16 protein-coding genes and 1 tRNA gene are annotated in these 21,528 nt (G+C 69.3%); 6 read left to right on the top strand and 11 right to left on the bottom strand.

Features of this window, described 5'->3' with window-relative positions:
- Positions 1 to 60: 60 nt before the first annotated feature.
- Entirely contained in the window at positions 61 to 1,002 is a 942-nt protein-coding gene (locus A3G1_RS0122545; protein WP_083937038.1) for an NEW3 domain-containing protein, read from the bottom strand.
- Positions 1,003 to 1,208: 206 nt separating this feature from the next.
- Here A3G1_RS0122545 and A3G1_RS0122540 point away from each other — a divergent pair, with 206 nt between their 5' ends.
- A complete protein-coding gene (locus A3G1_RS0122540; protein WP_018351760.1) occupies positions 1,209 to 2,150 on the top strand; it encodes an RNA polymerase sigma-70 factor in 942 nt (313 codons plus the stop codon).
- A gap of 60 nt (positions 2,151 to 2,210) precedes the next feature.
- Here the strand turns inward: A3G1_RS0122540 and A3G1_RS0122535 are convergent.
- Both A3G1_RS0122535 and A3G1_RS36235 read right to left on the bottom strand, forming a co-directional pair.
- A tRNA-Arg gene (locus tag A3G1_RS0122535) sits at positions 2,211 to 2,286 on the bottom strand.
- A gap of 86 nt (positions 2,287 to 2,372) precedes the next feature.
- Positions 2,373 to 3,326 (bottom strand): C40 family peptidase, encoded by a 954-nt coding sequence (locus A3G1_RS36235; RefSeq protein ID WP_018351759.1) that lies wholly within the window; start codon positions 3,324 to 3,326, stop codon positions 2,373 to 2,375.
- Between the two features lie 107 nt (positions 3,327 to 3,433).
- Between A3G1_RS36235 and A3G1_RS0122525 the strand changes: the two genes are divergently transcribed.
- On the top strand, positions 3,434 to 4,333 hold the full coding sequence (locus A3G1_RS0122525) for a hypothetical protein (protein WP_018351758.1): 900 nt from the start codon (positions 3,434 to 3,436) through the stop codon (positions 4,331 to 4,333).
- Here the strand turns inward: A3G1_RS0122525 and A3G1_RS0122520 are convergent.
- From A3G1_RS0122520 to A3G1_RS0122510, 3 genes are read right to left on the bottom strand one after another with little or no spacing between them, the layout of a single operon-like run.
- On the bottom strand, positions 4,296 to 5,399 hold the full coding sequence (locus tag A3G1_RS0122520; RefSeq protein WP_018351757.1) for a class I SAM-dependent methyltransferase: 1,104 nt from the start codon (positions 5,397 to 5,399) through the stop codon (positions 4,296 to 4,298). The two genes, A3G1_RS0122525 and A3G1_RS0122520, sit on opposite strands and share 38 nt — an antisense overlap.
- Positions 5,377 to 5,958 carry a CGNR zinc finger domain-containing protein gene (locus A3G1_RS0122515; RefSeq protein WP_018351756.1) on the bottom strand — a complete coding sequence of 194 codons (582 nt, stop codon included), beginning with the start codon at positions 5,956 to 5,958 and terminating at the stop codon, positions 5,377 to 5,379. The genes A3G1_RS0122520 and A3G1_RS0122515 overlap by 23 nt, the downstream gene beginning before the upstream one ends.
- Positions 5,959 to 6,016: 58 nt before the next feature.
- Complete coding sequence (locus A3G1_RS0122510) at positions 6,017 to 9,985, bottom strand: type VII secretion protein EccC (RefSeq protein WP_018351755.1); 3,969 nt, start codon at positions 9,983 to 9,985, stop codon at positions 6,017 to 6,019.
- A gap of 70 nt (positions 9,986 to 10,055) precedes the next feature.
- On the opposite strand from A3G1_RS0122510, the gene eccD reads away from it, so the two are divergent.
- Positions 10,056 to 11,435: a type VII secretion integral membrane protein EccD gene (gene eccD, locus A3G1_RS0122505; protein WP_026212409.1), complete on the top strand. Its 1,380-nt coding sequence runs from the start codon at positions 10,056 to 10,058 to the stop codon at positions 11,433 to 11,435.
- A gap of 299 nt (positions 11,436 to 11,734) precedes the next feature.
- Here the strand turns inward: eccD and ath are convergent, their stop codons facing one another.
- On the bottom strand, positions 11,735 to 12,217 hold the full coding sequence (ath, locus tag A3G1_RS36230; RefSeq protein WP_083937060.1) for an actinohivin: 483 nt from the start codon (positions 12,215 to 12,217) through the stop codon (positions 11,735 to 11,737).
- 477 nt (positions 12,218 to 12,694) lie between these two features.
- Positions 12,695 to 14,575: a glycosyl hydrolase family 18 protein gene (locus tag A3G1_RS0122495; RefSeq protein ID WP_018351752.1), complete on the bottom strand. Its 1,881-nt coding sequence runs from the start codon at positions 14,573 to 14,575 to the stop codon at positions 12,695 to 12,697.
- Between the two features lie 306 nt (positions 14,576 to 14,881).
- Here A3G1_RS0122495 and A3G1_RS0122490 point away from each other — a divergent pair, with 306 nt between their 5' ends.
- Positions 14,882 to 15,772 (top strand): LysR family transcriptional regulator, encoded by an 891-nt coding sequence (locus A3G1_RS0122490; RefSeq protein WP_018351751.1) that lies wholly within the window; start codon positions 14,882 to 14,884, stop codon positions 15,770 to 15,772.
- A gap of 103 nt (positions 15,773 to 15,875) precedes the next feature.
- The gene (locus A3G1_RS0122485) at positions 15,876 to 16,412 is read left to right on the top strand and encodes a dihydrofolate reductase family protein (protein ID WP_018351750.1); all 537 of its coding nucleotides are present in this window, start codon (positions 15,876 to 15,878) and stop codon (positions 16,410 to 16,412) included.
- Positions 16,413 to 16,458: 46 nt separating this feature from the next.
- Here A3G1_RS0122485 and A3G1_RS0122480 read toward each other — a convergent pair whose 3' ends face one another.
- Together A3G1_RS0122480 and A3G1_RS0122475 are read right to left on the bottom strand one after the other, a co-directional pair.
- Positions 16,459 to 17,937 (bottom strand): MFS transporter, encoded by a 1,479-nt coding sequence (locus tag A3G1_RS0122480; protein WP_018351749.1) that lies wholly within the window; start codon positions 17,935 to 17,937, stop codon positions 16,459 to 16,461.
- A gap of 325 nt (positions 17,938 to 18,262) precedes the next feature.
- Positions 18,263 to 19,807 (bottom strand): dolichyl-phosphate-mannose--protein mannosyltransferase, encoded by a 1,545-nt coding sequence (locus A3G1_RS0122475; RefSeq protein WP_245563567.1) that lies wholly within the window; start codon positions 19,805 to 19,807, stop codon positions 18,263 to 18,265.
- Positions 19,808 to 19,857: 50 nt separating this feature from the next.
- Here A3G1_RS0122475 and rsmI point away from each other — a divergent pair, with 50 nt between their 5' ends.
- On the top strand, positions 19,858 to 20,691 hold the full coding sequence (gene rsmI, locus A3G1_RS0122470) for a 16S rRNA (cytidine(1402)-2'-O)-methyltransferase (RefSeq protein ID WP_040479162.1): 834 nt from the start codon (positions 19,858 to 19,860) through the stop codon (positions 20,689 to 20,691).
- A gap of 93 nt (positions 20,692 to 20,784) precedes the next feature.
- On the opposite strand, the gene A3G1_RS36225 is transcribed toward rsmI, so the two are convergent.
- Entirely contained in the window at positions 20,785 to 21,441 is a 657-nt protein-coding gene (locus A3G1_RS36225) for a hypothetical protein (RefSeq protein ID WP_018351746.1), read from the bottom strand.
- Positions 21,442 to 21,528 lie beyond the last annotated feature (87 nt).

Below are 21,528 nucleotides of genomic sequence, written 5' to 3'. Positions count from 1 at the left end.
CGGAAAGCAGGGCTGGCTCACCTCTCGGGCCAGCCCTGCTTCTTCGTTACGTCGCTATCCCTACACGCTGGTGCTGTACCGGCGACGCCGCGCTGCAACCACGAACGCCGCGCCAGCACCCATGAGCGCAACAGCCACACCACCGATGACCATCGCGTTCGTACCCGTCACCGGCAGCTCGGTACCGGTGGGCGAACCCTTGGCGGGTGGCACATTCGCGCCGGTAACCGGAACCACGCTGGAACTCGGGCTCGGGGTCGTGCTCGGAGTGGAGGCGACACGCTTCAGGGCGATCGTGACCTCAGTGTTCTTGTCGGCGAACACCTCGACGTCGGCGACCTCGCCCGGGAAGTAGGCGCCCGCGGGCGGGTACGGCTTCAGCTTGTACTTGCCGGGCTTGACCTTCGCGAACGTGTACTGGCCAACGTTGGTCGTGGTCTCACTGATAACCTTGCCCGAGAGATCGAGCAGCTCGATGCGCGCGCCGTTGACATACGAGGGTCCTTGCTGCGGCGGGTCCAGCCGGACATGCATGACGCCGCTGATCGAGCCCGCCGCACCCGGTACCGACACGTGGGCGATGGCAGTGTTGTCGCCCACGCTGGCCTCGCCATTGCGGGCGTCGGCCCGGAGGAAGAAACTGGCTCGCGTGTTCTGGGCCGCGCCCTGTGGCACGGTGCAGGTCCAGGTGAAGTCCTTGGCCGCCCCTGGAGCGAGGCTGAACTCGGCCTTCAGATCATCGGCGTTCTGACAGACGACTACCCAGTTCGTCTCCGGGCCGCCGGCCGAGAAGTGCACACCTTCCGCAGCCACGGAACCCTTGTTGGACACCTTCGCCGACAGCGTGACCGTGTCGCCGACCTTCGCCTCGGCCCGGTCGAACGCGGCCGTGAACACGATGTCCGGCTTCTCTGCGGCGTGGGCCGGCGCGGCATACAGCACCGGAATGGCCGCGCCGAACACGACGGTACCGGCAGCAAGAACTGCCTTGCTAGTACGCATTTATCCTGCTCCCCGTGGTTGTCGACGCGGAGGGTTCACGCGTCGAACAGCCGAAGCTATGCGCGGCGGGTAGGTTTGTCGACCCCGTTCCACGTCACTGTGGAACATGTCATACCGCCGCCGGCCAGGCTGTCATGTCACAACCAGCAGGGCTGTCTCGTCTCAGGTACGGACAATGGGTGGTTTGCCGGCGGGGAGGAAACAGCATGACCAGGACAGAGGAATTCGAGGATCTCCGGCCACTGCTGTTTTCCATCGCGTACCGGATCCTCGGCAGCGTGAGCGAGGCCGAGGACGCCGTCCAGGAGACCTGGCTCCGCTTCGAAGCCTCCACCACGGAACCGGTGTCCGCCAAGGCTTTCCTCTCCGCCGTCGTCACGCGGATCTCGATCGACGTACTGCGCTCCGCCCGGCTGCGCCGCGAGGAGTACGTGGGCCCGTGGTTCCCCGAGCCGCTGCTCACCGACCCGTACGAGGATCCGGAACGGTCAGCCGAGCTGGCCGACTCGGTGTCGATGGCCGCCCTCCTGCTGCTCGAACGGCTCAGCCCGCTCGAACGCGCGGCTTTCGTACTCCGCGACGTGTTCGGCTTCGGCTTCGACGAGATCGCCTCAACGGTCGGCCGCTCGGAGGCCGCCTGCCGCCAGCTCGTCGTCCGGGCCCGCCGCCACATGGACGAGGGCCGGCCACGGTTCGACGCCGACCGCAGGGAACGCGAGGAACTGGCCAGCCGGTTCTTCGAAGCCTTCCGCGAGGGCGACGTCGAGGGACTCCGCGAACTCCTCGCCGCCGACGTCCACCTCGTCGGCGACGGCGGCGGCAAGGCACCACAGTGGAGCCGGGCCATCTTCGGCGCCGACAAGGTCGCCAGGCTGCTCGCCGCCGTCGTCCCGCCACTGCTCCGGCTCGGCGTCGTCGTCGAGGCCTGCGAACTCAACAGCGAACCGGGCGCGATCTTCCGCGACCGCGACGGCGGAGTCCTCAACACGTGGGCGCTGGAGATCCTGGACGGCCAGATCCAGGCGATCCGCGCCGTGACCAACCCCGACAAACTCACCCACGTCGGCCCACTCGCCGACGCCTGGTCCCTGACCCGCCAATTCCAAGACCAACGCCGCCACGACACGGGTACGGCGGGCGCGGAGTAGAAAACCCCGATCGGTCAGCGTTTCCGCTGGTCGATCGGGGTCCTGCCTGGCTGGTGCTGCTGGTGCCCCCGAGAGGATTCGAACCTCCGACACACGGTTTAGGAAACCGATGCTCTATCCCCTGAGCTACGAGGGCAGCCCTGAGAGTCTAGCGAAGTCTCCGGGATCCGGCTGGCTCCGGGTGCCTTCCGAGCCGGCACACGGTTTCCTGAACCGCGCCGCTCACGTCGCGGGGGCGCCGCGCGGCCGGCCGTAGCTGTGGATGGGCATCTGGTTCATCGGGGCCATCTTGATCCGCTCGCCGGGCTGCGGGGCGTGGATCACGCGGCCCGCTCCGGCGAAGATCCCGACGTGGTGCAGGTCGTCGAAGTAGAAGATCAGGTCGCCCGGGCGGAGTTCGGCGGCTCCGATGCGTTCGGTGGCGTCGCGTTGCATGGCCGCGCTGTGCGGGAGGTTGATCCCGGCCGAGCGCCAGGCGGCCAGGACGAGGCCGGAGCAGTCGTATCCGCTGGGCCCGTCCGACCCGAAGATGTACGGCGACCCGATCGCCCGGTACGCGAACTGGACGACGGACCCCGACTTCCCTGCCCGGTACGGCGGGACGTAGCTGTCGCGCGGTTCGGCCCGGCTGCTGCGCGCGTCGCCCCAACGGGCGGTGGTCAGCTCGTTGAGCTGCTGTTCGATCGTCGCTTTGCGGGTCGCGATGTCGCGTTCGGCGCGGGTCTGGGTGTCGAGTACCTGGTCGAGGGTTCTGAGCTGCTTCTCGAGCCCGGTCTTGGCCTTGTTCAGGTCCCTGATCTGGCGGTACTGCCGCGCGGCGAGCTGGTCCACCGTCATCAGCCGTTCGGCGATCTCCGCCGGGGACTTGGTGGCCAGCAGCGCGTTGGCCCCGGCCAGCGACCCTCCTTTGTAGAGGGAGGCGGCCAGTTCGGCGACCTGGAAGCTGAGGTCGGCCACCCGGGCGCGCAGCGGGCCGAGCTGGCCGGTCAGTGCCGCTACCTTCGCCTTGGTGCCCTTGAGCTGCTCGCGAGCCTGGTCGTACTTCTCGATGACCGTCGCGAGCTGCCCGACAGCCTGGTCGATCGCCTGGTCGGGGCTGGGAGGGTCCGCCGCCGCCGGGCTGGGCGTGAGCACCAGCAGGAGAACAGCGAACCCAGCGGGGAGCAGAGCCTTCACCGAGCGAGGATAGAAAAGTGGTCAAAATTGGGCAAGTCCACACGCCGGAAAGGCCAACCCGGACCGCGAGTTGCCAGACGGCACGCCCGGGCCGAATAGTGTGAGCCATGTCCGACGCGACCAGCAGCCCGCCCGTCCGGCTCGGCGCCTTCATCGGCGGGCTGGCCGTGGCCCTGACCGCCGGATACCTGATCGGCAAGGTCGCGCCGAACGACCCGGCCCAGCCGGCCGCGCACAACCACGGCGGCACGAAGACCACCGCCGCCAGCCCCGGCGGCGGTCACGACCACACGGCCCCCGCCGTCACCGGGTTCGCGATCAGCCAGGACGGCTACACCCTGGTCCCGGCCCGGACCACCTTCACGGCCGGCGAGACGGCCCCGCTCAGCTTCACGATCGCCGGCCCCACCGGCAAGCCGGTCACCGACTTCGCCGTCAAACACGAGAAGAAGCTGCATCTCCTGGTCGTGCGTCGCGACCTGACCGGATATCAGCACATTCATCCGGTACTGGGGGAGGCCGGCCGCTGGGAGGTCCCCCTGACCCTCCGCGAGCCCGGCAGCTACCGGATGTTCGCCGACTTCACCACAGGCTCCACGGAACTCACGCTCGGAGCCGACCTGACCGTCCCCGGCGTCGTGACCCCGCAGCCGCTCCCGGCCCCGGCCCGCGAGGCGAAGCCGGGCGGGCACGACGTCACGTACGAGGGCACGCCCCGGGCCGGCTCCACGCAGCCACTTCTCTTCCGGGTGTTCGCCAGCGGCAGCCCGATCACGAACATCGAGAAGTACCTCGGGGCCTACGGTCACCTGATCGTCCTGCGCGAGGGCGACGCCGGCTACGTGCACGCGCACGCCGAGACCGACCTCGCCGGCGGGGCGATCAAGTTCTGGTTCGCCGCGCCCAGCCCCGGCCGGTACCGGGCCTTCCTGGACTACCAGGTCGGCGGCACCGTCCGGACAGCCGAGTTCACGATGCAGGTAGGGCCCGGGCCAGCCACGGGCTGACCTGCCACTCGCCGAGCAGCGCGCGGTACTCGTCGGCACCGGCCGGCGCTGCACCGCGACGTGCCCGGATCAGCAGGTTACGGGGCGTGTGCGCGGAGTCGACGAACTCGGCGACCTCCACCTTGTACCCGAGCTGCCGCAGGATCAGCGCCCGCAGCGTGTCCGTGAGCACGTCGGCGAACCGTTCCCGCAGGATCGGCTGCCCCACGATCGGCGAGGAGTGCTTCTTCAGCTGGCTCGCCAGGTCGTGATGGCAGCACGGGGCGGCCAGGATGTACTCGGCACCCCACTCCACCGCCCGGGCCAGCGCCTCGTCCGTCGCCGTGTCGCACGCGTGCAACGCCAGCACCACGTCAGCCGAGTCGACCGGGGCGTCCAGAATGGTCCCCGCGACGAACGTGACCTTGCCTGCCCACCCGAGCCGCTCGGCCAGCTCCGTGTTCCGCTTGCGCTGGTCCTCGCGGATGTCGACGCCGACGACCTCGGTGTCGAGCCCCTTCAGCGTCAGGTACCGGTACGCGGCGAAGGTCAGGTACGCGTTGCCGCAGCCCAGGTCCACGATCCGCTTCGGCCTCGCGTCGCCGAGCGTCGCGTCGAGGGCCCGCAGGAACGCGTCGACCTGACGGCGCTTGGCAGCGTTGCCGCCGATCACGTCGTAGATCGGGTCGTCGGGCGGCAGCAGGTACGCCTTCTTGCGGTCGTGAGCGGTGTCGGCGGCGTCCCGCGAGGCCGCCTGCCGGGACACCTGGGCCTCGCCCTTCTTCGTCACCCGGAGCTGGATGGTCTCCGTGGTGGTCTCGACATGCCAGTTCCCGAAGGGCTCGGCGAGCAGCTCGGCGACCAGCGGGTCACCGAAGTCCACATTGGACGTGTGCGGCCGGTCCGACGTCGCCACCACCTGGAGCAGGCGGTTGCCCTTGATGGTCACCGGGCGGAGCTCGACCCGGCTCCACCGCGGCGTCTCCGACCGGCGCTTGCCGGCCGCGACCGCCCTGACCAGGGCATCGGGGTCGGTCAGCCGGGCACGGAGCTCGTCGAGGACATCAGGGAGTGGCAGTTGTGGCATGTGCGGCCTGTCGTTGTCGGTACGCCTTGGTCTTGCTGCGGTTTCCGCAGATGTCCATCGAACACCACCGGCGGGAGGAATTCTTGGAGGCGTCGTAGTACGCCCAGCCGCAGTCGTCGGCCGGGCACACCTTCATCCGCCGCCAGTCGGGCTCACCGGCCAGCACGATGTCGGCCAGGACCTCGGAGAGCACCGCACGCGCGCCGTGCCCAGCCGGTACGAGATCAGGCCAGTGGACCACCAGCGGCAGCTCGGCCGCGACGGCGCGCAACCCGGCAGGGTCTCGCGGCGCGCCACCCCGGTGATGGGTGACGGCCTCGGCCCGCAGCTCGTCGCGGAGCCGCCGGGCCAGCAGCAGGTCCCCGGCCTCCGGGATGGCCCCGGCCAGCCGCGCGGCGGTGTGCGGCCGGCCCAGCTCGGCAGCCAGCGGCGCCTGCGTGGCCAGCCAGGAGCCGAACCTGTCGAGCGCGATGGCGTCGTCCGGCCCGGTCTCGGCGATCTCCACGGAGTTCAGGAAAGCCTTGACGAGCCAGAGCCGGTCGGGAACAGTCCTGGTCATCCATCCAGACTACTGGCTGGCCGGCTGTGTGCTGAGTCTCATCTATGCCGAATGGCCGTCAGGACGGCTCCGACCATGCCGTCTGGATGAGGTTGATGCCGTCCTTCCGGCGGACCAGCGTGCCACGGCCCGGCGGGAGGATGCTCGGCTTCAGGTTGCCGAAGAGCACACCCTCGTCCTTGTTGCCCGACATCATCAGGCCCGGGCAGTCCAGCTCGCGGAGCCGCTGGATCACCGGGTCGTACATGGCACGCGAGGCGCCACCCATCCGGCGGGTCAGGATCAGGTGCAGGCCGAGGTCGCGGGCCTGTGGCAGGTACTCGCTGAGCATCGTCAGCGGGTTGCCGGCGCTGCCAGCCACCAGGTCGTAGTCGTCGACCAGCAGGTAGACGTCCGGCCCGTACCACCAGCTGCGGTCCTTGAGCTGCTGCGGCGTCACGTCCGGGCCGGGCAGCCGGTCCTTCATCGCCGCCTGCACCGAGCCGAGGATCTCCGAGAAGGCCTGGCCGGACGGCGCGTAGCCGAGCAGGTGGTCCTGCCCGAACGCGCCGAGCAGCGAACGCCGGTAGTCGGCGACGATGATCCGGGCCTGGTCCGGGGTGAACTGCTGCTCGATCGTCTGGCCGATCACCCGCAGCAGGTTGGACTTGCCGCTCTCGGAGTCGCCGAACACGATCAGGTGCGGGTCGTTGCCGAAGTCCATCATCACCGGCGCGAGCTTCGTCTCGTCGATACCGATCGGCACGCCCAGCTTGGCGTCGACCCTCGGCAGCTCCGAGATGTGCAGCAGCTCCGGCAGCAGGCGGACCTTCGGGGCCGTCGCGTGCGACCAGGCGCCACGGATCTGGCTGACCAGCGCGGAGACGCCCTCGGCCAGGTCGTCGGTCGTCTTGGTGCCGTCCATCCGGGGGATGGCGGTGAGGAAGTGCAGCTTCTCCTTGGTGACACCACGGCCGGGCGTGCGCTCCGGCACGTTGGCGGCGGCGCGGCGGTCCAGCTCGGACTCGCCCGGGTCGCCGAGGCGCAGCTCGACCTTCGTACCGAACAGGTCGCGCATCGCCATCCGGATCTCGCCCCACCGGGTCGCGGCGGTGATCACGTGGATACCGAAACCGAGACCGCGTGAGCAGAGGTTCAGCACGGACTGCTCGAAGTTCTCGTAGTCCTGCTTGAAGCCGCCCCAGCCGTCCACGACCAGGAACACGTCACCGAACGGGTCGTCGGCGAACTCGCCGGCCGCGCGCCGCCTGCGGTACGTGGCCATCGAGTCGATGCCGTGCTGGGTGAACTTGGCCTCCCGGCTGTCCAGCAGGGCCGTGACCTCGGAGATCGTCCGGCGGATACCGTCGGCCTCCATCCGGGTGTACACGGCGCCGACGTGCGGCAGGTCCTTCATCGACACGAGCGTGCCACCGCCGAAGTCGACGCAGTAGAACTGCGCCTCGCGCGGCGTGTGGGTCAGCGCCACGGACGCGATGAGCGACCGGAGCAGCGTGGACTTGCCGGACTGCGGGCCGCCGACGACGGCCACGTGACCGCCGGCCCCGTCCAGCTCCAGGTACATCGGGTCACGGCGCTGCTCGTACGGCTTGTCGACGATGCCGACCGGCACGCGCAGCTGACCGGCACCCGGCCAGTTCGCCGGCGTGAGGCCGCGCTGCGGGTCGATCGCCAGCGGCGGGAGCAGCTCGGCGACGGTCGGCGGCTCGGACAGCGGCGGCAGCCACACCTGGTGGGCCGGCGGGCCCTGGCCGCGCAGCTTCTCCACGATCACGTCGAGCATGGAGGCCTGCTTGCCCTGCTGCTCCGGCGTCGCCTCCTCGATCTCGACCGGCACGTCCGGCACCTCGGGGATCGGCACGTACGCCACGTCGTAGGGCACGATCCGCCGCTGGAGCAGCGTGTGCGACTTGGCCTGGATGCCGGTCGGCCGGTACGTGCCGGACACGTACGCGCCACGGAACCGGTGCAGGGGACCAGCCGCGTCGGACTTCAGGTACCCGTGGCCGGGCGCGTTGGGCAGCTCGTACGCGTCGTTGACGCCGAGGACGATGCGGGACTCGACGGCGGAGAAGGTCCGCAGGCCGATCCGGTACGACAGGTAGGTGTCGAGGCCGCGCAGCTTGCCCTCCTCCAGCCGCTGCGAGGCGAGCAGGAGGTGCACGCCGATCGACCGGCCGATCCGCCCGATCTGGACGAACAGGTCGATGAAGTCGGGCTTGGCGACGAGCATCTCGGAGAACTCGTCACAGATCATCAGCAGGCTGGGCAGCGGGGCCAGCGGCTCACCGGCCAGCCGGGCCTTCTCGTACTCGTACCGCGAGACGTAGTTGCCGGCCGAGCGCAGCAGCTCCTGCCGCCGCGTCATCTCACCGGCGATGGCGTCCTGCATACGGTCGACCATCGGCAGCTCGTCCGACAGGTTGGTGATGACCGCGCTGGTGTGCGGGAGCACGTCGAGGGACGCGAACGTCGCACCACCCTTGAAGTCGACGAGGACGAAGTTGACTTCCTCGGACGAGTGGTTGATGGCGAGCGCCGCCACGATCGTCCGCAGCAGCTCGGACTTACCCGAACCGGTCGCGCCGATGATCAGGCCGTGCGGGCCCATGCCCTCCTGGGCCGCTTCCTTGATGTCGAGGTCGACGGGCACGCCGTCCGGCCCGACGCCGAGCGGGATGCGCAGCTTCTCCCGGTTGGGCCGGGGGTGCCAGCTGATCCGGGGGTCGACCTTGGCCGCGTCGGCGACCCCGAGCAGCTCGGGCAGCTCGGTCGCGACGTTGAGCACTTCCTCGCTGTTGCCGCCGCTGGTCTGCAACGACAGCCGGTACGGCGCGAGCTGGCGTGCCAGCCCCTCCGCCTGCTCCAGCGTCATCCGGTCCGGCGCGCCGAGCGGGATCGTCCGGTCGCCACGCAGGCCCTGGACGCTGGCCGAGGTGGCCTCCAGCGTGAGCAGCCCCGGCCAGCCGTGCCTCGGCGTGAAGCCGGACAGGTCGATCACCGTCGTACCCTGCAGGCCCTGGCCCGCCAGGTGGCAGGAGGGCGAGGCCTCGCCGCCGTCGAGGATGACGACCAGGTGCGGCATGCTCGTGATCGGCTTGGCGTCGGCAGCGTGCCGTGGCCGGGCCGACACCTCCTCGCCGAGCAGCTCCTCCAGCTCGTCGAGGCTGCTGAACACCATCCGCAGCGGGCCGGCCGCGTCGCTGACCGGCTCGTACATGCTGTGGGGCAGCCACTTCACCCACGACCACTCTGCGACCCGCTGGGCGTTGGTGACGACAGCGATCCGCATGTCCTCCGGGGACTGGAACGTGGCGAGCTGGCACAGCATCGACCGGGTCAGGTCGGTGACGACGGCACGCTCGCCGCGCATCACGAGCCGGCTGAACGAGCGGACGGACAGCGCCATCGGCACGTCGTGCACAGTGGAGTGGGTCCGGACGAACCGCCGCAGGGCGATCGCGGTCATCGGCTCCAGGTCCTCGACCGGCTTGGTCTCCGGCGTGATGATCTGCACCGCGAGCTTCTGGGGGCCGACGGCCACCCGGGTCTCGCCGAAGTCGCCGTCCGGTGGCCTCCGCTCCCACCGGCGGGCCGACGCGGCGATCGCCCAGAGCGCGTCGGGCTCCGGCTGGCGGAACTGGAGGGCCTCACGCTGCTGCGCCGCCGCCTTGCGCGCACGCTTCCGCATCTGCGTCAGGTACCGCATGTAGTCGCGGCGTGAGTGGTTGAGCTCGGCCTTCTTCTCGCCGCTGCCCTGGGTGAACTGGCTGACACCCATGCCGAGCATCGAGAGGCCGAACAGCGCGCCGGTGATCCACGGCATCGCGGAGTTGCCGCCGCCACGGCCCGCGTACATGAACATCATCGCGCCCATGCCGGCGAGCATGGGCAGGACCATCAGGACCTGGCCGAGGCCTTTCGGGTTCGGTTCTGGAAGATCGGGCGGCGACTCCAGCAGCAGCTCCCCGCGGGGAATCTGCGGCCCGGCCTGCCGTGCCGGCCTTCGGAACAGAACGGTACCCATGCCACCTCCTGAGATTTGCTCAGTCTAGGTAGTCTCAGCAAGCCAGGCTGGCACGGAGGGGAGAGGGTCGATGGCGGTCACGGCGGGCTTGTGCCGGATCACCGTGAAGGCACCGAAATCACGGCTTGACATCTCCTTGCCCGGAGACGTCCCCTTTGCGGATATGATGCCGACCCTGCTGCAGTACGCGGGGACGGACCTTGCCGACGACGGCGCGATGCAGGGCGGCTGGGTGCTCTCCCGGCTCGGCGGAGACGTGCTGGACAGCACAAAGACCGCCACCCAGCTCGACCTCCGCGACGGCGAGATCCTCTACCTGACTCCGCGCTCGCAGGTCGCGCCGGACTATGTGTACGACGACACGGTCGACGCCGTGGCCTCCGCCGCCGTGGACCGGGGCGGCAAGTGGCGCCTGTCACACACCCGGCGTTACTCGGTCGCGGTCGGCATCGGCGCCCTCGCTGGCGGCCTGCTCGCGATCCTCTTCTCCGGCACGACGATGGCGGCGGGTGCCGTCGGTCTCGGCCTCGGCGTGCTCCTGCTCGTCCTCGCGGCGATCATGTCCCGGGTGGCCGGCGACAGCATGGTCGGCGCCGCGTGCGGGCTCGTCGCCGCCGCGTACGGCACGGTCGGCGGCCTGCTGCTCCTGGCGGACTCTGTCTCCACGCTCGACGGCATCAACGTCCTGATCGCCGCCGCCGCGATGCTGTTCTTCGTGCTGCTCGCGGCAGTGGCGGTCGGCGACGCGCGGCCGGTGTTCATCGGGGCAGGCGTGGTCTCGGTGATGTTCCTGATCGGCGCGGTGACGGGCGTTCTCTTCGGACTGTCGCCGTCCGGCGGTGCCGCCGTGGTGTCCGCGATCCTGGTCCTCGGCCTGCCCTCGCTGCCCATGAACGCCTACCGGCTCGCCAAGCTCCCGATGCCGACCATCCCGACCGGCCCGGCCGACCTGCGCGCCGACAACGAGATCGTCGACGGCGGGCGCGTGCGGCGCGGCGCGGACACCGCCGACCAGTACCTGGCGGGGCTCCTGGGTGGCGTGGCCTTCACGGCTGTCGGCGTGCTGCTCCTGGTGGTGACCGGTGGCGGGATGCAGGGCGCTCTGCTCGGCACAGTCCTGTCCCTGGTCCTGCTCACCCAGGCCCGCGTCTTCCACGGCTGGCTCCAGCGCCTGCCGCTCCTGCTCACCGGCGCGATTGGCCTGGCACTCGTCGCCCTGGCCAGCTTCTCCGCCAGTTCCCCGCTGATCCGGCTGGCCGTCGTCCTCGCAGCCCTCCTGATCCTCGCTGGGATCAGCCTGGTCTACGGCCTCGGCGTCGCCGGCAAGCGGATCTCCCCGGTCTGGGGCCGCACCCTCGACATCCTCGAGATCATCCTCATCCTCGGCGTCGTCCCCCTCGCCGCCTGGGTCTGGGGCATCTACGAATGGATCCGCTCCATCAAGGGGTGATAGACCCGTTGAGCGAAAATCTGAGCTGCGCAGAACAAAAGCCCATGTACAACCAGTACACGGGCTTTTGTTCTGCTTGTCAGATTTCCGCTCAACGGGCCACTTCGCCTTAGATCAAGATCAAAAGCTTGAAGAGCGTGATTTTGTACCCGCGACGAGGCTGGACACCTCTCAGCACACGCAACGGGCACCCAGGGAATCCCGGGTGCCCGTCTCGTGTGATGGTGCTAGTTCAGCGCTCTTGGTACTCGCTCTTGATCTAGCGCGAGGTGGCCCTCACCGGGCCGGCACTACCAGGCTCAGCCGGTGTACCACTTCTGGTAGTTGCCGCCGTTGGCCGGCAGTGTGTACACGTTGCCGTTGTAGTTGCTGTCGAGCACGCGTCCGGTCTCGACGTTCTGGATGTAGCCGTTGCTGTAGAACAGCCACTTCTGGTAGCTACCGCCGTTGCACGGCAGCGTGTAGACGGCGCCGTCGTAGTTGCTGTCGAGGCAGCGGCCGGTCTGGGCGTTGCGGACGGTGCCGTCGCCGGGGCCGGTCCACCGCTGGTAGTTCCCGCCGTTGGCGGGCAGCGTGTAGACGTTGCCGTTGTAGTTGCTGTCCAGCAGGCGGCCGGTCTGGGCGTTGCGGATGGTCACCGAGGCGAACTGGGCGGAGACCTGCGAGCCCAGAGCCGGGCTGGCGGTGGTGTCGGCGGCGGGTGCCGCGGAGGCCGGGGCGGCGGCCAGGAACGAGCCCGTCAGGGCGACGGCTCCGATGGTGAGCTTGGTCAGGGTATTCATGATCATTTCCTCCCGTAGCGTGCACCGGATCCCGGTGCTGACTCGCCCAAGCCGTGAAATGCCGGCTATGTCAGGGCTTGAGGCTGTCTAGGGTGAACTGACCTTCCCGACGGTACATAGTGGATCCAGGGCTGCCCACCGTGAAGTTTCAGATGGTGAAAGCAGGCCTCCGAGTGTTCGGGGACGGTAAGGCGCCGCTTTCCGGGCCTGACCTGCGACGTTCCGAGCCGTCTCCAGTCCGGCCCGCCGAGGCCGGACGTGTCTCGGATCACAGTGGACGGTCGTCAATGGACCAAGAAAAGCGGGAGGCCCGGTGCCCCAGCACCGGGCCTCCCAGGAGGAGAGAAAAGCTTCGTCAGCGTGCATGCTCTTGATCTGACCTGAGGTGGCCCGGCGGGAGCGTTGAGGCGGCGGCAGAGAGTGTTGTATGCCGGGTTCTCGGCAACGCGCGCATCGACGCTCCCACCGGGTCGGCACTCACGCGTTACAGGTGCCTTGGTCTTCCCAGACGGCTGCGGTGCCGGGCGTCTCGCCCTGTGTCCACCACTTGGCGCGCCACTTCTTGCTGTTGTGGGAGACCACGGCCCCGCCACTGTAGGCGCGGCTGGCCACCCAGGCGGCAACCGTGCAGGTACCGGGCGGCTGGCTGGTCGCAGGGCCGCACGCGCCTGTGTCCTCCCAGACGGCTGCCGTGCCGGGGGTCTCGCCCTGTGTCCACCACTTGGCCTTCCACACCCGGCCGGCGTGCGAGGCGGTGTCGCCACCCACGTACACCTTCGTGGAGAGCCACGCCGGGACACTGCACCCGGGCGGGGTGGTGGTCGGCGGCGTCGTCGTTGGCCCGGTGGTGGGCGGGGTCGTCGGGGGAGTCGTGGGCGGTGTCGTGGTCGGCGTGGTCGTCGGGCCGACACAGCCCGGGGTGGTCGCGTTGATCGCGTCGACGGCCGCGTTGAACAGGGTCATGCCCGGGTCCAGCGATTCCATCGAGTAGAACATGCCGCCGCCGAGGCCTTTGCAGTGCGCGTAGTCGGCGCGGGCCTTGATGGACTGCTTCGAGTCGCCGCTCCAGAACGTGGTGCCGTCGTAGAAGTACGCGGCCTGGCTGACCGGGTCGTAGTACGTGCGGGAGGCGTTGTCCACGAAGCCGGTCAGTTCCTTGTAGAACCGCACGCCGGGAACGTTGCCCGACAGCGGGGCACCCGCAGCCGGGGCTGTGGCCGGCTGGAAGAGGCCGTTCTTGCCGTTGTTCGGGACGCCGGTCCAGCCACGGTAGTAGAACGGGTAGCCGACCGTGATCTTGCTGGCCGGGAAGCCGCCAGGGATGCCGTACTCGGGCAGGCCGTCCACCCACGCGGCCACGGCGGTGTCTGCGGAGTACTTCTTCGTGCCCGGCGGGACCGGGGTCATCGGGTCGGCCGGGTTCTCGTACACCGGGGCCTGGTGGTTGGTCGGGCCGGTCTTCTCCCAGCCGCCGTGCATGTCGTACGTCATCAGGTTCGAGTAGTCGAGGTACTGCCCGACCTTGTCCGTCTCGACATACTTGATCTTGTCCTGCCCGGCGGGCATCGCGGCCGTCAGCCACTTCTTCCCGCCACCCAGCGCGTCGAGCTGCGTCCGGAACTCCTTCAGCAGCAGCGTGAAGTTGACCTTGTCGTAGTCGCCGTAGTGGTTGCCCACGTGGCCACCCGGCGAGCCCGGGTACTCCCAGTCGAGGTCGATGCCGTCGAAGATGCCGGCCGCCGAGCCGGGGCCGCCGTAGCCGGCCTCGACCGGCAGGTCGCCCTTGATGAACATGTTGATACAGGACGTGACGAACTTCTTCCGGGAGGCGTCGGTCATCGCGGCGTCCGAGAAGTACTTCGAGTAGGTCCAGCCGCCGATCGAGATCAGGATCTTCATGTTGGGGTTCTTCGCCTTCAGCTTCTTGAGCTGGTTGAAGTTGCCCACGATCGGCTGGTTCCAGGTGTCGGCCACGCCGTCGACACTGATGTCGGCCCCGTAGCTCTTCTGGTAGTCGGCGAACGCGTCACCCGCGCCGTCGCCGGCGTTCGGGTTGTTCTCGTCCTGCGAGGCGGCCTTGGTCGCCATGAAGCAGGTGTGGTTGGTCGGGTGGATGTTGGCGAAGGCGTAGTTCAGGAAGTCGATCTTCGCGGCGGCGCCAGAGGTCTGCATGTTCTTCGGGTAGAAGGCGTTCTGGTAGATGCCCCACTGCGTGAAGTACGCGAACTTCACCCCGCCACTGCTGGGTGCCGCGCTGGCCGGCGCCGAGGGGGCAGCGCTGGCCAGCGCGGCGGCGAACCCGAGTGGCAGGGCGAGTGTCGCCGCCGCCGCCCACGCGAGCCGTTGACGTAGTTTCATGACCGGTCCTTAACTGTTAAGAAACCTAAGTATTGAAATGTATACACGTCCCGATCTCACGAGGCAATACGTGTCGATATGGATGGCACGGGTGCCCGGTGCGCGCCGCGGCACTCGCTGGCGTGCGTTCATGGGCAGCCCATTGCAACTCTCTGCCCGCACCTTGCATTCGTGGGCAGGGCCATTGCAATGATTGCTCGCGCTTGACCTGGCTAAACATCGCACATTGCAACAATCATATTTGACGAACCTATAAACGCTACGTAGCTTTTCCTCATTGTGAAAGTTGAGGGGAGGCGGGGCGTCATGTGGGAGCGGCACGAGCTGGAGACGTTCCTGACCCTCGCCGCTGACCTGCACTTCGGACGGACGGCCACCCGGCTGCGCCTCACGACGAGCCGGGTCAGCCAGACCATCAAGAAGCTGGAACGCCTGATCGGCGCGCCGCTCTTCGAGCGCACCAGCCGCCGGGTCGGCCTCACCCCGCTCGGCCGGCAGCTCGCCGACGACCTCCGTCCTCTGGCCTCCAGGATGGACGAGGTGATCCGGTCGGCGATGGACGCCGCGCGGGGGATCAGCGGGCTGCTGCGCGTCGGGTACTCGGCGCAGTGGGTCGGCGACCTCACGATCCTGGCCGCCGACGCGTTCAGCACCCGGTATCCGGACTGTGTGGTGCAGGTCAGCGAGATCCAGCTGTCCGACCCGCTCGGGCAGCTGCGGGACGGCGCGCTGGACCTCCAGATCAGCGCGTTCCCGGTCGAGGAGCACGACATCACGCGCGGCCCGGTCGTGTTCTCCGAGCCACGGGCGCTGATCGTGCCCAGTGCCCATCCGCTCGCCACGTGCAGGTCGGTGTCGCTGGAGGACCTGGCCGGTACGCCGCTGGTCAGCATCGCCGGCCGGGCGCCCGCGTACTGGACGGACTTCCACTACCCCCGGTACACGCCGAGCGGCCGGCTCATCCCGCGCGGGCCGGCGGCCGGCTCGTGGAGCCAGATGCTCTCGTACGTCGCCACGGGCAAGGGTGTGACTCCGGCCAGCGCCAGGGCCGCCTGGTACCACGACCGGCCGGACGTGGCCTTCGTCCCGTTCAGCGACGCGCGGGCCATCGACTACGGACTGCTGTGGCCGGCGGCGCGGGAGACCAGCCGGACGCGGGACTTCGCCGAGACGGTGCTGGCGGTCCGGGATCGTTGAGTCCCGGTAAGCGATCGTGTGGCGATCGTGCGTTGATCGGCCCGGGCGGCGCGGCGGAAGCTGATCATGTTCAGCGAAAGCGATCCACAGAGGAGTACCCACCATGAGCCGCAAGATTGTCGCCGGGCTGTTCATCTCGCTCGACGGGGTCGTGGAGGCCCCGGAGACCTGGCACTTCCCGTACATGAGCGAGGAGATGAACGCCGCGATCGGGACCATGACAGCCGCGGCGGACACGCTGCTGCTGGGCCGGGTCACCTACGAGGGCTTCGCCGCCGTCTGGCCGCACCAGACCGGCGAGATGGCCGACCAGTTCAACAGCATCCGCAAGCTCGTCGCGTCCACCACGCTGGACAAGGCCGAGTGGCAGAACTCCGCCGTGATCGAGGGCGACTTCCTCGAGGCGATGCGAGAGCTCAAGGGCCAGCCGGGCGGCAACATCAACCTCTCCGGCAGCCTCAGCCTGACCCGGACACTGCTCGCCGCCGGGCTGCTCGACGAGCTGCGGCTGCTGGTGCACCCGATCGTGCTGGGCTCTGGTGAGCGCCTGTTCGCCGAAGGTACCCGCGTGCCGCTCGCGCTGACCCGTTCGGCCGCGCTCCCCAACGGCGTCCTCGACCTGAGCTACGAGGCGGCCTGAGTACACCGGCGGGAGGCGGAGTTCCCGCCTCCCGCCGGCAGGCGGCTCAGTGCCCGGTACTGACGAGTTCTTCGGTCTTCCCGGCCGCAGCGGCCTTGCGGCCGGGCAGCACGACCAGGGACACGATGGCGGCCGCCACGACTCCGGCAGCGCTGATCAGGAACGTGGTGGACATGGCATCGGTGAACGCTTCCCTGGCGGCCTGGGCGAGGGCAGAGTCACCGAGAGCGAGTGCGTCGGCGATGGAACGGCGGGCGGTCTCGGGCGCGCTGTCCATGCCGGCGCTGTAGCTGTCGGCGAGGATGCTGCCGAGCACGGCGACGCCCAGGGCGGCGCCAGCCTGCTGGATCGTGTCGTTGAGCGCGGAGCCGACCCCGGCCTGCTCCGGCGGGATCGCGCCCATGAGTGCTGAGACCGCAGCGGGCATGGCCAGGCCGGCTCCCGCTCCCATCAGGGCCAGGGCGACAGCGGTGATCCAGAAGCCGTCGGAGGCGTTGAGGGTGGCCATCAGCCCGAAGCCGCCCGCACAGGCCAGCAGCCCGGCGCTGATCATCGGCCGGTTGCCGATCTTCGCGCCGAGGCCGGCGCCGATCCCGTTGAACACCAGCGAGGCGATCGCGAGCGGAATGAAGGCCAGGCCGGCCTCGGTCGGGGTGTAGCCCAGCACGAACTGGAGGTACTGGGTCATCACGAGCAGCAGGCCGCCGTTGCCGATCTGGACCAGGGTCAGTGACAGGCTGCCACCGCTGAACGTGCGGTCACGGAACAGCTTGAGCGGCACCATCGGGTGCGGAGTACGCAGCTCCCAGGCGACGAACCCGGCCAGGGCGGCCACCGCCACCGCCAGTGATGCCCAGTTGAGTCCGTGGGGCAGTTCGATGATCGTCCACACCAGGGCGGTCATCCCGGCCACCGACAGGATCGCGCCGAGCGGATCGGCCTTGCGCTCCGGGCCCTTCGACTCGGGCATCAGGGCGAACGAGGCGATGATGGCGACCGCTGCGACCGGCACGTTGATCCAGAACGCGGTCTCCCAGGAGTACTCGGCGATCAGCGCGCCACCGGCGATCGGCCCGCCGACCAGGCCCAGCATGGCCACCGCGCCCCACGCGCTCATGGCCTTGCGGCGTTCGTTCTCGTCGAAGACCGTGATCAGGATCGACAGGGTGCTCGGCATGATCAGTGCGCCGCCGACGCCCATCGCGGTCCGCGCGGCGATCAGCTGGCCGGGGTTCGTGACGAACGTGGCCGCCAGCGAGGCCAGGCCGAACAGAGCCAGGCCGATGACCATGACCTTCCGCCTGCCGTACCGGTCGGACAGGCTGCCAGCCGTCAGCAGCAGGCCGGCGAAGACCAGGATGTAGGAGTCGAGGATCCACTGGATGTCCTGGGCCGTGGCACCCAGGTCGGCGGTCAGCGGCGGGATCGCCACCGTCAGCACCATGTTGTCGATGACCAGCACCAGCGTGGCCAGGCACAGCACGATCAGGATCAGCCAGCGGCGCGGGTGATTACCGGATTGCATGAAAACCTCTCTGCGGGCGTGCGGCACCAGCGCGCCGCGTCTGCGGCACGCTGATGGGTGAGGGGAGGGAAACGCTTGGTCCACTCAGGAACAGACCAAGCATCGCCGCAGGCAGAGAGCCTTACAACGCCGGAATTCGCAACGGTCGTTAACTCCCGGTTATGGAACCCGCACAACGGTGAGTTCTGGATCTGGCTCTTGGTCTAAGGCGAGGTGGCCCGCTGAGACGGCCGAGGCGAAGGCGGAGGGGTTCCGGCATACCGGTGTTGTATGCCGGGTTCCCGACAACGCGCGCATCGGCCGTCTCAGCGGGTCGGCACCACCCCTAGACCCAGTGGTTTCCTAGCCACATGCGGGCCCACCAGCTCGCGTAGGTGATCGCCTGGCCGGTGTAGATCGGGTAGAAGTACGCGAAGCAGACCGCGATCACGCCCAGGTACGAGCCGGCGATCACCGCCCCGACCGTCCGCCGCCGCGCGGGCCTGTCCGGCGTCAGTACCGATACCGAGCGGGCCTGCTGTCCTGCCACGACACCGAGCACGAAGGTGACGGCGAGGATCAGGAACGGCTCGGCCGGGGCGGCGTAGAAGTAGAACATCGTGCGCTTGGGGTAGAACACCCACGGGATGAACACGCCGAGCAGCGAGAAGCCGAGGATCGGCCACGCGCGCCAGTCGCGGCGGGACAGCCCGAACCACGCGACGGCGAACAGCGCGGGGATGAAGGACCACCACAGCAGCGGCGTACCGAGCAGGACCACCTCGGACGCGCACTGGGGAGCCCCGCACGCCGCGTCGCCCGTGTAGTGGAAGGCGACCGGCCGGCCGAGCAGCAGCCACTCCATCGGCCACGACTGGTACGGGTGCTTGTCGCTCAGTCCCTCGTGGAAGGTGAGCATGTCGCGGTGGTACTTGAACAGGTTGTAGAGCGCGCCGATGACGGGCGGCTCGGAGTGCCCGTTGTCGCGGAGCCAGTGCCTGCCCCAGCCCTGGTCGCTGGCGAACCAGCCGAACCAGCTGCTGACGTACGTGACGATCGTGGTCAGCGTGTAGAGGGCGACCCAGCCGAGCTCGTCGAGGAAGCCGTTCCAGATCGGGCGCTTCACCCCGGCCGTCCGGCGGATCTGGATCTCCCACGCCACGAACATGATCACGAAACCGATCGCGTACGTGACGGCCGACCATTTCACCGACAGGGCGCAGCCGAGCAGGACGGCGCTGGCGATCCGCCACCACGGCACGGAGAACCTCGGCCGCAGCCTGCCCTCCTCCAGGGCGCTCAGCCACCGGCCACGCCGCTGGTCGCGGTCGGCGACCAGGCACGCGAAGGACGCGACGACGAACAGCAGCAGGAAGATGTCGAGCAGCGCGAACCGCGACAGCACGAACTGGAACCCGTCGAGCGCCATCAGCAGACCGGCCGCGCAGCCGAGCACGGTGGAACCGAACATCCGCCGGGCGAGCCGGGTGATGATGACGACGGCGGCGACCCCCGCGACCACCGATCCGATCCGCCAGCCGAACTCGTTGCGGCCGAACACCATCTCGCCGAGCGCGATGCACCACTTGCCGAGCGGCGGGTGCACGACGTAGTCGGCGCCGTTGGTCTCGACGTTCCACTCGATACCACGGTCGATGAACGTCTCGGCGTGCTTGACGTAGTGCTGCTCGTCGAAGACCTTGCCGCCGGGGAAAGCCAGGCCGACCAGCCGCAGGGTCGCGGCGATCAGGGCGACGGCCGCCGTCCACACCCACGACATCGGGTCGCGGGCGATCAGCGGGCTCAGCCGCCGGCGCACCTCGTCCGGCACCACGGGGGCGGCGGGCGCGTCGTCTGGCGCTGCTAGGGGCGTCGTCTCGGTCACAGCCACCCGCCGATCGTAGGCTGTCGGGGACGCATATGGGATACGGAGTTCTTGAGATGTCTGGACAGCTTGTCCTGGTTGGGGCACCACTTGGCAATCTGGGCGATGCGTCGCCACGGCTCGCGGCAGCCCTCGCGGAGGCCGACGTGGTCGCGGCAGAGGACACGAGGCGGCTGCTGCGGCTGGCCAGGGACCTCGGGGTGGAGATCAAAGGCAAGATCATTTCGTACTTCGAGGGCAACGAGGAGAAACGCACCCCGGAACTCGCGGCGCTGCTCACCGACGGCCTGAAGGTCGCGCTGGTCACCGACGGCGGCATGCCGAGCGTGTCCGACCCCGGGTACCGGCTGGTCCGGGCCGCGATCGACGCCGGAGTGCCGGTCACCGTGGCCCCGGGGCCGTCGGCGGTGACCACGGCGCTCGCGCTGTCTGGGCTGCCGTGCGACCGGTTCTGCTTCGAGGGCTTCCTGCCCCGCAAGCCGAACGAGCGCCGGTCGGCCCTCGCGGCCCTCGCCCGCGAACCGCGCACGCTCGTCTTCTTCGAGTCCCCGCACCGGATCGCCGGCGCGCTCCGCGACCTGGCCGGCGCGTTCGGGGCCGAACGCGAGGCCGCGGTGTGCCGCGAGCTGACCAAGACCTACGAGGAAGTACGCCGGGGCGGGCTCGCCGAGGTGGCGGCCTGGGCCGAGGAGTCCCAGCCGCGCGGCGAGATCACGATCGTGGTGGCCGGGTTCGCCGGCGCGGCGGAACGCCCCTCGGACGAGGCGCTCCGTGCCGAGGTCGCCGAGCGGGTCACCGGCGGGATGTCCAAGCGGGACGCCGCCGCCGAGGTGGCCGAGCTGTACGGGCTGCCCCGGCGCGAGGTCTACAACCTGGCGATCGGGGGCTGACCGTTCCGCGCCGGCCGGCGCGCCCAGCCCGGGACCGGTTACGGGCGGCGGGTCACCCCGCCGCCCGTAACAGATAAAGATCTTGATCTGTTCTTACCAGCTCAGGGCCAGCATGGTGCCAAGGAAGGCCAGTGGAGCCCCGAAGCTGAGCAGGACCGCTGTGACGCGGGCCGCGCCGTGGAGGCGAAAGGCCCCGGTGGCCCAGGCGATGCCGGCCCCGCAGACGAGCAGCAGGCCGAAGCCGATGGCCCAGCGCAGGTGCAGGCCGGACGATCCTCCGATGTAGGCGAACTTGGAGCTGCCGGACACCATCCGGGCCGGGATCTGCTCGCCCTGGTGGTGGTCGGCGTCGGGGGTGCCGGAGAGCGCGACGTTCTCGACCGCGAAGGTGCTGGTCCTGAAGTGGCCCTCGCACCGGGCGCCGAGCCCCGCGCCCTCGCAGGCGGTGACGGTGACGGTGCCGCGGTCGCCGTGCCCGAGCGCCAGCCAGAACGGCTCGGCGCTGACCCAGGCGAAGAACGCGGAGACGAGCGCGAGCACGATCAGCATCGGCAGGCCGATCAGCGGCCTGCGCGGCGGCTTGGGCGGCTTGATCCGGCCACGGGCCGCGGGGGCCGGCTCGGTGCCGGCCCAGAACGGCTGGTCGGGCTGGGCGACTTCCGGCGCCTCGGGCACCGACTCCGGCCGGACCCGCTGCACGGGCGGCGCGGTCGGGTCCCCGGCGTCCTCACCTGCGGGTTTACCGGTCATGAAGATATTTGACCATCTTGGCGGCATTTGCGAAGCCGGACGGCGGCGGCGTGTCGGAGACCGATTCCGGTGAAGGGCTAGGCTTTC

It is taken from the genome of Longispora albida DSM 44784 (assembly GCF_000379825.1).
Taxonomy (GTDB): Bacteria; Actinomycetota; Actinomycetes; order Mycobacteriales; family Micromonosporaceae; genus Longispora; species Longispora albida.
Note: the sequence above shows the minus strand (reverse complement) of the source record. Positions and strands in the feature narration are given on the sequence as shown.

Excerpts from the sequence above, each read along its gene's own strand:
- rsmI (WP_040479162.1), top strand. The coding sequence starts at position 19,858 with ATGTCTGGACAGCTTGTCCTGGTTGGGGCACCACTTGGCAATCTGGGC.
- A3G1_RS0122510 (WP_018351755.1), bottom strand. The coding sequence starts at position 9,985 with ATGGGTACCGTTCTGTTCCGAAGGCCGGCACGGCAGGCCGGGCCGCAG.
- A3G1_RS0122480 (WP_018351749.1), bottom strand. The coding sequence starts at position 17,937 with ATGCAATCCGGTAATCACCCGCGCCGCTGGCTGATCCTGATCGTGCTG.
- A3G1_RS36225 (WP_018351746.1), bottom strand. The coding sequence starts at position 21,441 with ATGACCGGTAAACCCGCAGGTGAGGACGCCGGGGACCCGACCGCGCCG.
- ath (WP_083937060.1), bottom strand. The coding sequence starts at position 12,217 with ATGAATACCCTGACCAAGCTCACCATCGGAGCCGTCGCCCTGACGGGC.
- A3G1_RS0122545 (WP_083937038.1), bottom strand. The coding sequence starts at position 1,002 with ATGCGTACTAGCAAGGCAGTTCTTGCTGCCGGTACCGTCGTGTTCGGC.
- A3G1_RS0122490 (WP_018351751.1), top strand. The coding sequence starts at position 14,882 with ATGTGGGAGCGGCACGAGCTGGAGACGTTCCTGACCCTCGCCGCTGAC.
- A3G1_RS0122520 (WP_018351757.1), bottom strand. The coding sequence starts at position 5,399 with ATGCCACAACTGCCACTCCCTGATGTCCTCGACGAGCTCCGTGCCCGG.
- A3G1_RS0122515 (WP_018351756.1), bottom strand. The coding sequence starts at position 5,958 with ATGACCAGGACTGTTCCCGACCGGCTCTGGCTCGTCAAGGCTTTCCTG.
- A3G1_RS0122525 (WP_018351758.1), top strand. The coding sequence starts at position 3,434 with ATGTCCGACGCGACCAGCAGCCCGCCCGTCCGGCTCGGCGCCTTCATC.
- A3G1_RS0122540 (WP_018351760.1), top strand. The coding sequence starts at position 1,209 with ATGACCAGGACAGAGGAATTCGAGGATCTCCGGCCACTGCTGTTTTCC.
- eccD (WP_026212409.1), top strand. The coding sequence starts at position 10,056 with ATGGCGGTCACGGCGGGCTTGTGCCGGATCACCGTGAAGGCACCGAAA.
- A3G1_RS0122485 (WP_018351750.1), top strand. The coding sequence starts at position 15,876 with ATGAGCCGCAAGATTGTCGCCGGGCTGTTCATCTCGCTCGACGGGGTC.
- A3G1_RS0122495 (WP_018351752.1), bottom strand. The coding sequence starts at position 14,575 with ATGAAACTACGTCAACGGCTCGCGTGGGCGGCGGCGGCGACACTCGCC.